General features: G+C 57.1%; 18 protein-coding genes. 2 read left to right on the forward strand and 16 right to left on the reverse strand.

Annotated elements, in window-relative coordinates; all coding sequences use genetic code 11:
* Positions 1 to 11: 11 nt before the first annotated feature.
* The 8 genes from AAIR21_RS18140 to terL form a co-directional block, all read right to left on the reverse strand.
* Positions 12 to 515 carry an HI1506-related protein gene (locus tag AAIR21_RS18140; protein ID WP_422713248.1) on the reverse strand — a complete coding sequence of 168 codons (504 nt, stop codon included), beginning with the start codon at positions 513 to 515 and terminating at the stop codon, positions 12 to 14.
* Entirely contained in the window at positions 515 to 1,423 is a 909-nt protein-coding gene (locus AAIR21_RS18145; RefSeq protein ID WP_422713099.1) for a Mu-like prophage major head subunit gpT family protein, read from the reverse strand. The genes AAIR21_RS18140 and AAIR21_RS18145 overlap by 1 nt, the downstream gene beginning before the upstream one ends.
* A gap of 11 nt (positions 1,424 to 1,434) precedes the next feature.
* The gene (locus AAIR21_RS18150; protein WP_422713247.1) at positions 1,435 to 1,833 is read right to left on the reverse strand and encodes a hypothetical protein; all 399 of its coding nucleotides are present in this window, start codon (positions 1,831 to 1,833) and stop codon (positions 1,435 to 1,437) included.
* Positions 1,830 to 2,966, reverse strand: a complete 1,137-nt coding sequence (locus AAIR21_RS18155) for a phage protease (RefSeq protein ID WP_434681828.1) — start codon at positions 2,964 to 2,966, stop codon at positions 1,830 to 1,832. The genes AAIR21_RS18150 and AAIR21_RS18155 overlap by 4 nt, the downstream gene beginning before the upstream one ends.
* A 229-nt stretch (positions 2,967 to 3,195) precedes the next feature.
* Positions 3,196 to 3,738 (reverse strand): phage virion morphogenesis protein, encoded by a 543-nt coding sequence (locus AAIR21_RS18160; protein WP_434681902.1) that lies wholly within the window; start codon positions 3,736 to 3,738, stop codon positions 3,196 to 3,198.
* Positions 3,738 to 5,000, reverse strand: coding sequence for a phage head morphogenesis protein (locus AAIR21_RS18165; RefSeq protein WP_434681831.1), 1,263 nt, complete (start codon positions 4,998 to 5,000; stop codon positions 3,738 to 3,740). Before AAIR21_RS18165 ends, AAIR21_RS18160 begins: the two co-directional genes overlap by 1 nt.
* A complete protein-coding gene (locus AAIR21_RS18170; RefSeq protein ID WP_434681833.1) occupies positions 4,993 to 6,594 on the reverse strand; it encodes a DUF935 domain-containing protein in 1,602 nt (533 codons plus the stop codon). The genes AAIR21_RS18165 and AAIR21_RS18170 overlap by 8 nt, the downstream gene beginning before the upstream one ends.
* A gap of 15 nt (positions 6,595 to 6,609) precedes the next feature.
* The gene (gene terL / locus AAIR21_RS18175) at positions 6,610 to 8,313 is read right to left on the reverse strand and encodes a phage terminase large subunit (protein ID WP_434681835.1); all 1,704 of its coding nucleotides are present in this window, start codon (positions 8,311 to 8,313) and stop codon (positions 6,610 to 6,612) included.
* Between the two features lie 79 nt (positions 8,314 to 8,392).
* Here terL and AAIR21_RS18180 point away from each other — a divergent pair, with 79 nt between their 5' ends.
* Positions 8,393 to 8,887 (forward strand): hypothetical protein, encoded by a 495-nt coding sequence (locus AAIR21_RS18180; RefSeq protein WP_422713351.1) that lies wholly within the window; start codon positions 8,393 to 8,395, stop codon positions 8,885 to 8,887.
* On the opposite strand, the gene AAIR21_RS18185 is transcribed toward AAIR21_RS18180, so the two are convergent.
* The 8 genes from AAIR21_RS18185 to AAIR21_RS18220 are packed head-to-tail and all read right to left on the reverse strand — an operon-like array spanning position 8,884 to position 11,389.
* Complete coding sequence (locus AAIR21_RS18185) at positions 8,884 to 9,321, reverse strand: hypothetical protein (protein ID WP_434681837.1); 438 nt, start codon at positions 9,319 to 9,321, stop codon at positions 8,884 to 8,886. The two genes, AAIR21_RS18180 and AAIR21_RS18185, sit on opposite strands and share 4 nt — an antisense overlap.
* Positions 9,312 to 9,527, reverse strand: coding sequence for a hypothetical protein (locus AAIR21_RS18190; RefSeq protein WP_434681839.1), 216 nt, complete (start codon positions 9,525 to 9,527; stop codon positions 9,312 to 9,314). Before AAIR21_RS18190 ends, AAIR21_RS18185 begins: the two co-directional genes overlap by 10 nt.
* Complete coding sequence (locus tag AAIR21_RS18195) at positions 9,520 to 10,020, reverse strand: DUF1804 family protein (RefSeq protein WP_434681840.1); 501 nt, start codon at positions 10,018 to 10,020, stop codon at positions 9,520 to 9,522. The genes AAIR21_RS18190 and AAIR21_RS18195 overlap by 8 nt, the downstream gene beginning before the upstream one ends.
* Before the next feature lies 1 nt (position 10,021).
* Positions 10,022 to 10,249, reverse strand: coding sequence for a hypothetical protein (locus tag AAIR21_RS18200; protein ID WP_434681843.1), 228 nt, complete (start codon positions 10,247 to 10,249; stop codon positions 10,022 to 10,024).
* A complete protein-coding gene (locus AAIR21_RS18205) occupies positions 10,246 to 10,500 on the reverse strand; it encodes a hypothetical protein (RefSeq protein ID WP_434681846.1) in 255 nt (84 codons plus the stop codon). The genes AAIR21_RS18200 and AAIR21_RS18205 overlap by 4 nt, the downstream gene beginning before the upstream one ends.
* Positions 10,490 to 10,684 carry a hypothetical protein gene (locus tag AAIR21_RS18210; RefSeq protein ID WP_434681847.1) on the reverse strand — a complete coding sequence of 65 codons (195 nt, stop codon included), beginning with the start codon at positions 10,682 to 10,684 and terminating at the stop codon, positions 10,490 to 10,492. The genes AAIR21_RS18205 and AAIR21_RS18210 overlap by 11 nt, the downstream gene beginning before the upstream one ends.
* A complete protein-coding gene (locus tag AAIR21_RS18215; RefSeq protein WP_434681850.1) occupies positions 10,677 to 10,916 on the reverse strand; it encodes a hypothetical protein in 240 nt (79 codons plus the stop codon). Before AAIR21_RS18215 ends, AAIR21_RS18210 begins: the two co-directional genes overlap by 8 nt.
* Entirely contained in the window at positions 10,913 to 11,389 is a 477-nt protein-coding gene (locus AAIR21_RS18220) for an N-acetylmuramoyl-L-alanine amidase (protein ID WP_434681852.1), read from the reverse strand. Before AAIR21_RS18220 ends, AAIR21_RS18215 begins: the two co-directional genes overlap by 4 nt.
* A gap of 117 nt (positions 11,390 to 11,506) precedes the next feature.
* Here AAIR21_RS18220 and AAIR21_RS18225 point away from each other — a divergent pair, with 117 nt between their 5' ends.
* Positions 11,507 to 12,040 (forward strand): hypothetical protein, encoded by a 534-nt coding sequence (locus tag AAIR21_RS18225; protein ID WP_422713316.1) that lies wholly within the window; start codon positions 11,507 to 11,509, stop codon positions 12,038 to 12,040.
* The last annotated feature ends 17 nt before the right edge of the window (positions 12,041 to 12,057 follow it).

Raw genomic sequence — 12,057 nt, forward strand, 5'->3', positions numbered from 1 at the left:
CCGCGCCCCCGTTATTTACCGCTGTTTTTAGCGGCTTTAACCGCAGTTTTAACGCCGTCTGAATCCTGTTTAACCGGGGGTTCAGGCTGCTCTGGTGCTTTTTCTGGCTCTGGCTTCGGTTGCTCACTTTCCACAACCGCGCCTGCAGCAGGCGCAGGGTCGGCCGGGTCGGAATACCCCTGAGCATCCAGTGCGTCGTCTATTTCGGCACGAAGTGCCAGCAGCCCCGGCACATCCAGCTTTTCGACCAGACGGTCGCTAATCGCGATACGAGCCAGCTGCAGCGTGGACAGGTCAGCCTCGCGGATCAGATTAGCCAGCGTCATCACCTGCGTAATTGACGTCGGTTCTGGCGCGGTATTACTGGCGATATCGACAATCAGCATCGGCTCGGCCTGCAGCTGTTTAAGCTGCGCAGGTGTGAACTTATCGTCCGGCCACGTGGTGGGTTTACAGGTGTGATCAACACCGCAACGGCGGAACCCTTCGGATTTAGACGTAATACGTACAGGCATCAGGAATTATCTCCGGTTGAACCAAAAGCCAGCTGCCAGAAACCGAAGCCTGCTTCACCTCGCGCTTCAGCACCAAATCGGAATTTTTTCGTCAGGAACACCGCATCGGAACTCATGTCGGTCTGCTGCACAAATTCAGGCTTTTCGCGCTCCTGGAAGATGAACGGCTTAACCGGCTTGGTGGTGTCCAGCAGGAACCAGGCTGTGTCAGAGATAAGCTCATCGCTGACCACGACTTTTGCCGCGCCTTTGTAGAGGTTTGGTTTGCCATCTTCCAGGCGGTCAGTGGTCATCAGGGTGTTAGCGATATCTTCCAGCGCCGGTGGCACCAGCAGAATGTTCGGGCGTACCTTCAGCGGCTGGCCTTCATCATTCTTGAACTTACGCATGGCAGTACGCGCAGCACCGAAGGACGCGCGCGCCTCTGCCTGCGTGGCGATAGAGAGCGGTCTGGTGAACATGTTGGAAACAGACTGCCCGGCCACTTTGTGGTCGGTATCAAAGAAATACTGATTATCAAAGCAGCGCGTCTGGAACGCTTTATTCACCAGCTCAAAGACCAGCTCATCAGGCCAGAATGCCGCAGACTGACCGGCTGACTGCGCCTTTACGCCGTAGATACCCAGCCTGTCGTCTTTGATATCGTTACGATCGACTTCCACCGTGGCTTCAAAGTCACGGTTTTTCAGTACATAGTTGAAGGCAGCCAGAGAACGAAGCACTTTCTCGCCAATCCATTCACGCATACGCGGAAAGTCAGAGAGCCAGGAATAATCTTCCGTACTGGTGGTTGACGGGATAAGCATGGCGACGTTCTGCCACTGTGTATCGGTGCTGGTAAAGGCGTTGTTAAAGATGGTTCGAAGGTTAACGAACGCCAGGTCGAGGTTTTTACGGTTTACAATCATTGCTTTGTTCCTTACAGGCTCTGGGTCCAGACACCATCGTCGTTAATCAACACACAGTACCCGGCAGAGGAGGCACCTGTGTCGTCTTTCCTGACCGTCTGGTTATCCGCGATATAGACGCGCTTGCCGATTTCGGTCTGAGTGACAGAGCCATCATTCGCCCAGGCAAACATCCGGCCACGCTGGACCTCAACGGTCATGTCGCCATCCTGCCCGGTCGTGTTGTCCACGCGCTCGTTGGCCCGACCAACATAAACAAGGTCATCTGCCAGCTTGCCGCTGACTGCTAACCCCGTCGCACCGATACAGACTATGGTGCCAGCGGGGATCAGCTCGCCACCGGCGACCTGAAAAGCCACAATGTCCCCCATACGCGATGGGGTATTACGATCTGCTACAGTTGCCGTCATGCTCCGGCCCTCCTTGATTTTTCCAGTGCTGCCAGCTCTTCAGATACCTTTACCGGGTCAACACCAAATGTGCTTAGCTGGCTGCAGACCGCGATAAGGTCGGCATCCAGATTATCCGGTGAGCCTGTCGGTGCCGGGTCACGTCTCACATTCGTCTTGCTGGTCTGCAGAGAGGTCAGTGCCGCAACTGGCGTCACCACGTTCTCCAGGTAGTTGCGCACGCCCGCCATGTTGGTTTTGCCCATCTCACGCAGCCAGTCTTCGGTTGCTTTACCAACGACGCGGCCATCGGACAGCGCCGCCGTCAGCAGGGTCTCCAGTTCGCCGTCCTGCTGCTGTGAAGACAGCGCGGCGATCTGCTCATCCTTTTCACGCACAACCGAAATCGGGACGTACTGAGAAAGGTCCACCGCCTGCGGCTGTGCCGTTCTCAGCTCATCAACCTGCTGACTCAGCGCGGCAATACTGGTGGTGCTGTCGGTCAGGAAGGTTTCCAGACTGAAACTGGCGGCAGCGGTGCCAAGCTGGGCTTTGATTTTGTCGAGCTGTGCGGAAATATCTTCCGCCGTCGACCCCTCCGGCATGTTGAGCAGCCAGCGAAGCCGCTCAAGCAGTTCTTCATTCATGGATGGTTCCTCGGTAATGTCGCCGGACAGCATCGAGGCGGCAGCGAGCAACACCTCTTCCATATTGTCCAGCGCGGGGGTGTTGGTCAGGGCGGCGTTCAGTAGCCCGGTAATGTTGCCGTTATAGTCATAGGAGAATACGGGGGAGATATAGCGGTACTCGTCAGCCGCTATCATGGTGGCAGCGTTAGCCGTCCAGCGAACGTTGATGGCGTACAAGCCGTCACCCTCACGCCACTCCAGCTCATGAAACCAGCCGGAGGCCGGGGCAGGCTTGCCGTTCTGCCTGGACTTATAGGTCTGGTGCTCATAGTCGGTTACATAGTCCACCCCCTTGGCGTTGGCCGCTGCAATCAGCACCTGTGCGTTAGCGGCGTTCATCACCCAGCAGGCACATTCCGTCGGACGTCCGTCATTGGCGCGGAACTCGCCCGCCGGGAAGAGCAGGAACTCGTTGCCGGTGGCGGAGATTTTTTGTGTGCAGTAAGCGATAAACGTCTTTTTCATGCCGCCAGTATGTCGGGGGCAAAAGCAGGCAAACAGTTGACGGGTGTCAGTGGGTATATAAAGGAAGAAAACAGCGAAAGCAGAAAGCGAAGCGGAAAGGCACATCAGGAATGCACAGGAAGGCGTTTAAATCCCGTTTAAATTTTTTTAACTCCCCCTGAGTCGAATCACCCTACCATAAAATGAGAAAGACGCGCTACGGGCGATACAGCGCGTCTGTGAGACGGGGCTATAAAATCGACTGGATCAGGTAGTCACTGACGGTGGTGACAATCTTCTCTTCGTCTTCGTTGGTCAGCATCAGGAAGGGACGCGCAGGCATCATAAACGCGTGGGCACCGATGGTGGCATCAATACGAATATCCGCATGGCGCTTCTTCGTCATCTCCAGTCCCTTTGTGGTTTTGTTGCGCCGGAAGTGCATCGTATGCTGCCGTGCAGTCTTTTTGATCTCACCGCCGAACTGGTGAATAGCGGCATATTCCACATTCGTCCCGACGACCGCCATGTCGTTATCGCTGTACTCGACGATGCTGTTTATCAGTCGCCCGGACTTCTGCAAAATCTTGTGGTTATCATTTTCACCCTTCCATTCGGTACGTTTGAGGCCCAGCCACGCGGGGCGACCCTGTGCGGCGAAGTTGTCCTCGACCGCGCCGTGCATGATTGCCGCAATCTCCCGCATCAGCGGCTCGCGGTGCGTCAGGAAGCCCAGCATGTGGTCGAGCTTATCCTGAATGGCCCCCACGTCGATTTTGATGTCAATATCCATCACTTCCACCCTCCAGAGAGAACCGGCAGACCGGTCAGCGTTGCCCGCTGGCGGTTGTCCAGCGGCGTAAGACCAGCAATCACCGGCTGGCCGTCTTTCACCCGGACGGCAGCGGTGTACGGGCTGTTGTCCTGGGCGATGTAGTGCAGCAGCTGCGCCGCCGCATCCCACAGCACCGCGCCCGGGGAATAGAGCAAATCCGGCAACTGCGTCCAGTCCGGCGCGTTATCTCCGGCTGCATCCGCCACGGTCTGCCCGGCCAGCGCAATGGTGGCAGAGGCAGGCTTCACCCCGCGCTCCGGCAGCGCATCAAGCAGCGACGGCGACAGCCCACCGACGTAGCGCCGGTCGGCGGTAAATTCCAGGTGCTGCGCAATGCGCTGCTGCCAGCCGGTCAGGTCTGCGCCGATACTCTGGCGCAGCATCGGGTTCTCCAGCGTTTCGCGCAACGCCATCGCGGCAATCTGCGGCGTGGCCACCGTGGCTTTTTCCATCAGGCGCTGGCCGAGCGAGGACAGGTACGAGCGACCAGCGTTGTGGCCAAAGCCCGCATCCGGCACAAAAAGCTGCCCGGATTTCGGGTCATTGTAGGCCAGTACCGGGCGGGTGGTGCCGTCACCCCACGGCTGCTGAATCACGGTCATGCGGCCTTCGCTGGACTGTACGCCCACCGGATTACCCTGCATGTCGCCTTCTGAACGGGTCCGCACGCGGCAGCGGCACCGGTAGCCGTTCGGCGGATAGCACGCATCCCAGAACGGGTCGTCCCAGCGGAACGTCTGGCCGTTGAGTGCGGCATGCGTGGGGCGGGTGCGGTTGTCCATCACCGCCACATACTCCCAGTAGGGACGGAAGCTGACGTTCGCCAGCTGCTGCTGGTAATGACCCGCCGAGTAGGCCGACTGCATGTTGGTGCGAAAAATGGTGTCCAGGCGGTACGGCAGCAGCTGTTTCCCCTCAAGCACTCCGTCCTCGTCGGCCTTCAGGCCGTCACCCATCCAGCCTTTCTTCTCCAGCACCGGCTGGACGGTTTTCTCCCACGACGCCTGACTCTGCCCCGTGGCCAGCGCATCTGCGAGGCTCTGGTGAATGGTCTCCAGCACGTCCATCTTGAGAATGCCGGCAACGGTGAAGCTGCAGGCGTGGGTCTCGGCCTCCACCTCATGCCAGTTAAAACCGATAGTGAAGTTCTTCGCCTGGAAATAGTTAATCGCCTGCTCAGGCTTCAGCCCGATGGCATACCCCAGATCAACATCAGGCATTGAGACGCCCCCAGATGTCCATTGTGAAGAGCGCCTGCGTGGTCAGCTGCGTCAGTTCGGCGGTGCTGAGCTGCGGATACATCTCCACCAGTTTTTCCATCGCCACTTCAGGCGGCTGTCCTGCAGAGAGCGCTGCCATCAGCGGGGCCAGCATGTCCTTCATGGCGGCGCTGACGTTCTGCGCGAATACCGCACCTGGGGCATCGTCCACCGCCTGCTGCGCCGGGTCAGGCGGCACCTCCTCCGGGCCGTTCTGCGTCAGTGCTGCAATAGCTACCGGCAACTGACGGGACGCCGGAGCAACCGGCAGCGTTTCACCCTGTGGCGTCGCTGTTGAGGCTGACGGCGCGCGCAGCAGGGGTTCGCCGTCCTGCGGCTGGGGGATACCGGTTTTCTCATAGGCCCACGAGGCCGGGATGTCCATCATGCTCACCAGGGCTGGCATGGCTTCTGAGAACAGCGTCAGATCCAGCAGCTCACGGGTATCAAACGCAAAGCGCGGCATCCGGTGAGGATCAACCTGATACCCGTTAAGCACCAGCAGCGGGTAAAGCACGTCGCGCGTCAGGGTAGTCCCGGTCTGTTTAGCATCGGAAGTCATCAGGTCATGACGCACCTCGTTATGCACACCGCCCAGCGCGTTGGTGGAGGTCTGCCCGTCAGCCTGCGAGGTGAGCGTCCCGCCGAGCACTGCCTTCGAGATGGTCTTGTCGCAGAAGTCGATCATCACCTGGAAGTTCTTTGCATCCCCCTTGACCGCATCCTGAAAGTCGATCGCCATATCGTCCGGGATGATGCCCGCCGCATCACGGCCGATATGCATCAGCGCACGCAGCAGGGTGTTTTTATCGCGCTCTGTCGCGCCGTTACCGTACTTGCCGACGCGCATCGGGAAGCCATAGATATCCAGAAAATCAGCGAGATCGAGAACCGAGAAGTTCTTGAACAGATACGGCCAGCACAGCACCCGGTGCAGACCCGTTTCCGGCAGGTAACCGGCCTTGGCCTTGTGGCGGTGAACCACCCAGCCAAGCGGCTGCAGCGGTGCGCCGTACATACTGTAGTCGTCCAGCCGCAGCTCGTCGCGGCTGTCCTGCAGCGTGCGGAACCAGCTCTGCGGGCGCTTGTGAAAGGCTTTCGGGAACCAGAAGCGCGATTTTGACGTGTAGTTCCACTCGATCTCAATCGGCGAGAAGCCGTGCCCGATGCCGTCCAGCATGTCGAGGATAAACTCGTCAAAGTTCGGTAAATCCTGGAACCATTCGTTCGCCGCTGCCGCCATATCCTTTTCCGCTGCCGTGGCGTTGCGGGGGGCTTTGATGGACCAGTCCAGCGTCAGCAGCGCGCGACGGCGCTTGGACATCTCCGCGAAGATATGGCCATCGCGCTCTTCCATGTCGCAGAACAGGTCAGACTGCGCCCGCAGGTCACCGCGCTCTGCGGCTTCCAGAATACGCGGCAGCTTGCGGATATCCAGCCCGCGCGACGGGTGCTCTGAGAAGGTGCGCCGCAGGTTGATAAGGTCAGCCGACTGCGGCTCGCGCAGCGGCGCTGTTTTAATGGGATTACCGTGCACATCAACTATCTGCGCCATAATAAATACTCCTGATTAATAGGCACCACGACGGCAGTCATCATCGCCGTCATCATCACCGTCCCAGCGCCCACGGCGTGACCGGTCATCGTTATCATCGCGGTCACTGCCGCCGCGCACGGACTGAAACTCATAGCGACAGGCACCGCTTACCGCCAGCGCCCACAGCATGTGCAGCGCATCCGGCCCGTCGTCGTGGTCGGCTTTGGGGAAGTGTCTCAGCTGGCTGATAAGGGTTTGCTGGCTGGCATGCAGGCGAATAAGCCCGTTGACCATATGCGGCTGCAGGGACTCGATACGCAGCAGCTTGTCGGCGTGCGGCGTGACCGCACGGGCCGGAACGGGGATGCGCAGCGCTGCCGAACGCTTCACCAGCTCGGTGCGCAGGAACTCCTGGAACTGGACGGCTTCAATTGCCCAGACCAGACAGCCGTATTCTTTCTGAAGCTCGATGATGTCGCTGATAATCTTGTCCGGCACGCGCTTGCGGATTCTGGCCTCGACCACGTCGAGTATCCCGGTCTCGCGGTTCATGCCGCCGACCAGCAGCGCCGACGGGTCGCGCCGGTTACCGGCTTTACCAAGGCTCGGGTCAGCCGCGCCATAAAATACCCACTCCTTCAGGCGGTTGACCCAGAAGTGAAACACGCCTTCACCGGCAAAGATGGCATCCTCGCCGCTGACCGGGTCGTTCTGGTATTCCGCATCGAAGGTACTGTGGCCGTCACGGGCGCGGATTTTCATCAGCTCGACCAGCGGACGGGCTGACCAGGACACCACCGCGCCCTCGTTCATTTCATCGAAGTTGTCCTGATAGAACGATGCCGCCAGCCATTCGCCTTTCTCGTCGTTGTTGCGGTAGATTTCTTCCCACTTGTCCCACAACTCCATATTGACAGGCCATTCCAGGATGGCCTGAAAGCGTTTTGTGCGCCACCAGGTGTTACTGAGCGTGCGCGACAGCACCGAGTCATAGTGCAGGATGGTGCCGATGTAGATCACGTCCAGCTTTGCACCCGGCCCACCCAGCGGCAGCACGGTCTTCTTCAGCCAGTTATCCAGCTTGTCGCGCTGCTCCGGCTTTTCGACGTTCTCGTCGTTCTCGATATCATCGAGGATAACGAGGTCAGGACGATACGGACCGTGACGACGACCGCGCAGGCGCTTACCTGAACCGGCCACCTGCACCTTAACGTCGTTGCGGGTGAGAATGGTGTGCATGTTCCAGACGCGACCCTTGCCAGCCACGTCAGGGAAGTCCAGCGCCAGACGCGGGTTAAACTCCAGCTCGGTCTTGATGGCTTCGAGCATCGGATACGCCTGGTCGATGGCATCCATGATGAGCAGAGGATAATGCTTGCGCCCGGTAATGATGTTCCACAGCGTAAACAGCTGCGTGACCAGCGTTGACTTGGCTTCACCACGGGGCGCAGCGATAGCGTCATTCTCGCTTTTCGGGCTGGCGACAATCTCCGGCAGGCGCTCAAACAGATAAACGTGCAGCTGGCTGCGGTCCTTATGCTGCACGTAGTGCGGAAAGTAGTTCTCCACAAAGTATGCGTAGCCGCTGACCGGGTGCATGACGCATTCGCGGCGGGAGAGGACTGCCAGCGGTGACGGGTCAAGCCCGACGCCCTCCGCCTCGATAAGACGACGAAGGCTGGCAGAGTATTCTTCCAGTTCTTTTTCGAAGTCCTTACCGGAGAATTTTTTAGCCATAGCAACCTGTTTAAAAAAGAAGCTCCCGCTGGTATTGTTGAGAATGTGATTTGTTATCAACTAAGGCGGGAGCCAGAAAATGACCAGAACACACGATATAGAAGCGTTACTGGAGAAATTACTCCGGGCAAAAAAGTCCGCTGCAGACATCATGAGCAAAGACACTATATCTGCTGAAAATGCGGCCCTGATTCTGACGGACATTCGTGCCGTTATTGATGCGCTGATCTCCGTACAGTCTGGAGAGGCATCATTCACATCGCTTTCGCCATACCCGGCAGATAAAGGGAACAACTGGCGTGCTGATAACGTCGATTTTGACCATCAAATAGACTGCTACCTTCCTTACACAACGGCTTCTGGCCTGAAGGTGTACAAGCTGAAAGAGGCAAATCAACCGGGAGCAGAACCGATGTATGCCTGCCCCCGCTGTATAGATAAAAAAGCCATAGCGCTGCTTTATCCTGTTGATGTTCAGGGTGAACATTCCGACCTCCGGTGCTTGTGCTGCGGAACCGTATTCAGTGGCATTCGCAGGCAGTACGGGTTCAGCCATGTGCCTGGGGCTTGTTAACCATTTATGACCAGACTGCGCCGCATAAAATCGGCGCAGCTCTCCGGTGTTGCCAGTAACTGCATCGCCAGCCACAGCTCACGCACGATCACATCGCGGCGGTCCGGGATATCCAGCTCACGGCGCAATACCGTCAGCAGGTGTTCAGAGCTGAAGGGAAGTTTTTCAGGCTCAGCAGCATTGATAACAGGGACCGTCACACTGCGACAGTTATGGCCGTATGCTTCGGGAACAATATGGCTTTTCCAGAAGGCATCTTCAGGCAACAGAATGCGCCATCCATCCGACAGCAGCTCTTTCTGAGAGCGTGCCGCAAGGAATTCAGCCAGTTCTTCCTGGCTGGCAAGCGTAACTCCGCCAAATATTACTGCGGTATCCTCATGCCTGACTCTCATCCCCGGCTTAAACTGCTGTAAAACCTCAATTAAACGCATGGTAAATCCCCTTTAATCTCCAGTTCGAGAGAGGCCAGCATCAGCGCCACTCTCCCCATATCGTTGTACTTGTCCAGCATTTCAGCGATGATTTGCTTACTGGCCGCAAAGGCCTGTTGCTGCTCCGGCGTAGCTTCCGACAGCATGCCCTTGATGGCGTAAATCACGCCCTGAATCTCTGCAATTTCATTAACCTGACTAGCCATATTTCTTTTTCACCTCATCGCCCAGCGCGGGCAACATTTCCAGATAGGCGGACAGGTGTTTCGGGTATTGCCGAGATACCAGCTCTCCCAGCACCTTGACCACCTCCATTGCTACCGCCAGTTCGCTGGTCTCCGGCAGCACCTTCTTGCTGGCTGCAATGCACTTGCTGAACGAGTCGCCCAGCCGGGTCAGCATGTCCACGCGCTCAGCGGCGGGAATGTCCGGGTTTTCCCGGATGCGCTCCATCGTGACCTGGTACTCGGTGAGCGTACCCAGCAGGATCATCCTGCTGATATCCTCAATCCCGCCCCCGGCCATCAGAACGGCGGCGCGGTGCTTATCCCAGTTGTCGCCACGGTCAGCAGCTTCACGTTTCCAGCGGCTGACCGTTGGAACAGAAATACCTGCCTGCACCGCGATTAATTCCAGCGTCAGGTTGCTGTTGATATAGGCATTGCGGACCTTCTGACGGTCTTCCGCTGGATACGCCATATCAGACGCCGTGACGCAGCTTCAGGTACAGCAGGGTGACGGAGACCACCATCGACACCAGACCACCTGCAGCTGCCCCGGCAATCGCCCCCTGCCTGATGGACTGGTCACCCACGGTGTCGAGGCGATCTTCCATACGCACCAGCGTGGCGTTCATGTCCTGCAGCAGACGGATTTCAGTCAGGTTGTTACCGCGACGGCGGTGCTTTGGTTTACGTTGATTTTTCATAAAAATCCTTGCTTATCCGCCTTGCGGTCCAGTTTTTCGTCTATGCGATTGAGACGATCACGCATCTCGATCACCAAATCTTTCAGGTTGTCCATACGGTCACAGGCATCGTCGCGGCGCATGTACTCGCGCTGCATCACTTCCAGCATGGAGCGCAGCTTGTGCAGCTCATACTTCTGCTGGGCAACAATGAAACTGCCGAACGCCGCAATCAGCCACAGCGCCACGTGCAGGACCATTTCAGTGCTCATGGTGCAAAGCCTCCGTGAACTGCAGCCAGCCGTTGACGGTGTCCGCATGGCGGGCCAGCGTCAGCAGACGCACAAAGTCCGGGTCGGTTGCCAGACGAATGGTGGTGCGCAGCGGATGCGCGGGCAGCGCCGCACACCCGACCACAACCAGCGCCAGCAACAGCGCAGGAAAGAAACTACGCATCGCTTCCCGCCTTACCCTGCGTCAGGGAAATCAGTCGCGTGGCGTGACAGTGCAGCGCCCATACCGCGAGATAACCGACGAACAGATAGTCAGTCATGGTGTGAGCGAAAGCCGCATCCAGCACGACCACACTGCTGACCAGAAACGCGCCAACGGTCATGACCACCGATACCGAAAGTGCCCCGGAGTCCGGGTCGGTCAGCATGTTGCGAACGGCATGGAGCAGGCTCATACGCTCTCCGGGAACAGATGCCCGCACAGCGGAACGCAGCCACCGGCAACCCATTCAGCAACATCAAAGCCGGGGCATTCCTTGTTCTCGTATTCGCGGTGGCCATGAAGTGTGGCATTGCGGTATTTGTCCTGCAGGCGGGCAACAAGGTCATGCAGGGCCAGCCACTGCGCCGTCGTAAAACTGCGCGTGCCAGCCATGCAGATACCGAGCGAACTGGCGTTGTGCCCCTCGACGTGAGCGCCGATTTCGTCTTCACCGCGCCCGGTCAGTACGGTGCCGTCACAGTCGATGACGTAGTGGTAGCCAATGGCGGTCAGCTCAGGATTAATGGAAGGATGCGCACGGTGAAAACCGCGCTCAGCATGCCAGCGGTCGATAACCTGCGCGGCGGTCTCATGGGCATTGCCCAGAGCGTGGCCATCAGGCGAGGCGGCACAGTGAATGACAATAAGGTCGATAAAGCGAGACATATACAACAACCCTCTAACATTGGTAGGGTCATTGTCTCGTGCTTACTGGTCAGGGGAATACTTGACGGGTGTCAGTGGGTAACGTTATGGAATCACTAATATTTAATAGGTTTAGAAATGAAAAGACAATGGCTATTTGCAGCGGTCCTCCTGGCATTCTCTGCATCAGCAATGGCGGTTGATGGTTACAAGAACCTCAAATTTGGTATGTCAATCAAAGAGGTACTCGACTCTCATATATGCTCCTTCAAGTATTACCCATCTAATGATTCAACTTATGAAGCTATAGAGGACGATTATGACTGCCATGACTTTCAGTTTGGAGATAAAAAAGTTAGAGCAATTGCATTGTTTTTACAGGGAAAACTATCACGCATTGGTATCGTTATTGATTCCGATGACTACAACAGCGTACTGGCGGCCTTGCGTAACAAATATGGAACAGGCATAGAATCTGAATACCCCAGCAAAAAGAACCTGCACTTAGTTCCCAATTCCAATTATTACGTCAGTTTTGATAATGATACGGTTGAATTGATGTCTGTTAGCGATGAGAGTCTCGTTATACATTCGCAGATTATTTATACTATTCCGAATTATTTTGAAAAACGAGATAAGCTAATCTCTGCTCACATCAGTGACGATGTTTAGAGCAAAAAAAACCGGCT

The organism is Enterobacter sp. PTB, from assembly GCF_051130085.1.
Lineage (GTDB): Bacteria > Pseudomonadota > Gammaproteobacteria > Enterobacterales > Enterobacteriaceae > Enterobacter > Enterobacter ludwigii.

Bases quoted from the DNA above. Each gene is read 5' to 3' on its own strand.
- AAIR21_RS18140 (WP_422713248.1), bottom strand. From the start codon at position 515: ATGCCTGTACGTATTACGTCTAAATCCGAAGGGTTCCGCCGTTGCGGT.
- AAIR21_RS18145 (WP_422713099.1), bottom strand. From the start codon at position 1,423: ATGATTGTAAACCGTAAAAACCTCGACCTGGCGTTCGTTAACCTTCGA.
- AAIR21_RS18150 (WP_422713247.1), bottom strand. From the start codon at position 1,833: ATGACGGCAACTGTAGCAGATCGTAATACCCCATCGCGTATGGGGGAC.
- AAIR21_RS18155 (WP_434681828.1), bottom strand. From the start codon at position 2,966: ATGAAAAAGACGTTTATCGCTTACTGCACACAAAAAATCTCCGCCACC.
- AAIR21_RS18160 (WP_434681902.1), bottom strand. From the start codon at position 3,738: ATGGATATTGACATCAAAATCGACGTGGGGGCCATTCAGGATAAGCTC.
- AAIR21_RS18165 (WP_434681831.1), bottom strand. From the start codon at position 5,000: ATGCCTGATGTTGATCTGGGGTATGCCATCGGGCTGAAGCCTGAGCAG.
- AAIR21_RS18170 (WP_434681833.1), bottom strand. From the start codon at position 6,594: ATGGCGCAGATAGTTGATGTGCACGGTAATCCCATTAAAACAGCGCCG.
- terL (WP_434681835.1), bottom strand. From the start codon at position 8,313: ATGGCTAAAAAATTCTCCGGTAAGGACTTCGAAAAAGAACTGGAAGAA.
- AAIR21_RS18180 (WP_422713351.1), top strand. From the start codon at position 8,393: ATGACCAGAACACACGATATAGAAGCGTTACTGGAGAAATTACTCCGG.
- AAIR21_RS18185 (WP_434681837.1), bottom strand. From the start codon at position 9,321: ATGCGTTTAATTGAGGTTTTACAGCAGTTTAAGCCGGGGATGAGAGTC.
- AAIR21_RS18190 (WP_434681839.1), bottom strand. From the start codon at position 9,527: ATGGCTAGTCAGGTTAATGAAATTGCAGAGATTCAGGGCGTGATTTAC.
- AAIR21_RS18195 (WP_434681840.1), bottom strand. From the start codon at position 10,020: ATGGCGTATCCAGCGGAAGACCGTCAGAAGGTCCGCAATGCCTATATC.
- AAIR21_RS18200 (WP_434681843.1), bottom strand. From the start codon at position 10,249: ATGAAAAATCAACGTAAACCAAAGCACCGCCGTCGCGGTAACAACCTG.
- AAIR21_RS18205 (WP_434681846.1), bottom strand. From the start codon at position 10,500: ATGAGCACTGAAATGGTCCTGCACGTGGCGCTGTGGCTGATTGCGGCG.
- AAIR21_RS18210 (WP_434681847.1), bottom strand. From the start codon at position 10,684: ATGCGTAGTTTCTTTCCTGCGCTGTTGCTGGCGCTGGTTGTGGTCGGG.
- AAIR21_RS18215 (WP_434681850.1), bottom strand. From the start codon at position 10,916: ATGAGCCTGCTCCATGCCGTTCGCAACATGCTGACCGACCCGGACTCC.
- AAIR21_RS18220 (WP_434681852.1), bottom strand. From the start codon at position 11,389: ATGTCTCGCTTTATCGACCTTATTGTCATTCACTGTGCCGCCTCGCCT.
- AAIR21_RS18225 (WP_422713316.1), top strand. From the start codon at position 11,507: ATGAAAAGACAATGGCTATTTGCAGCGGTCCTCCTGGCATTCTCTGCA.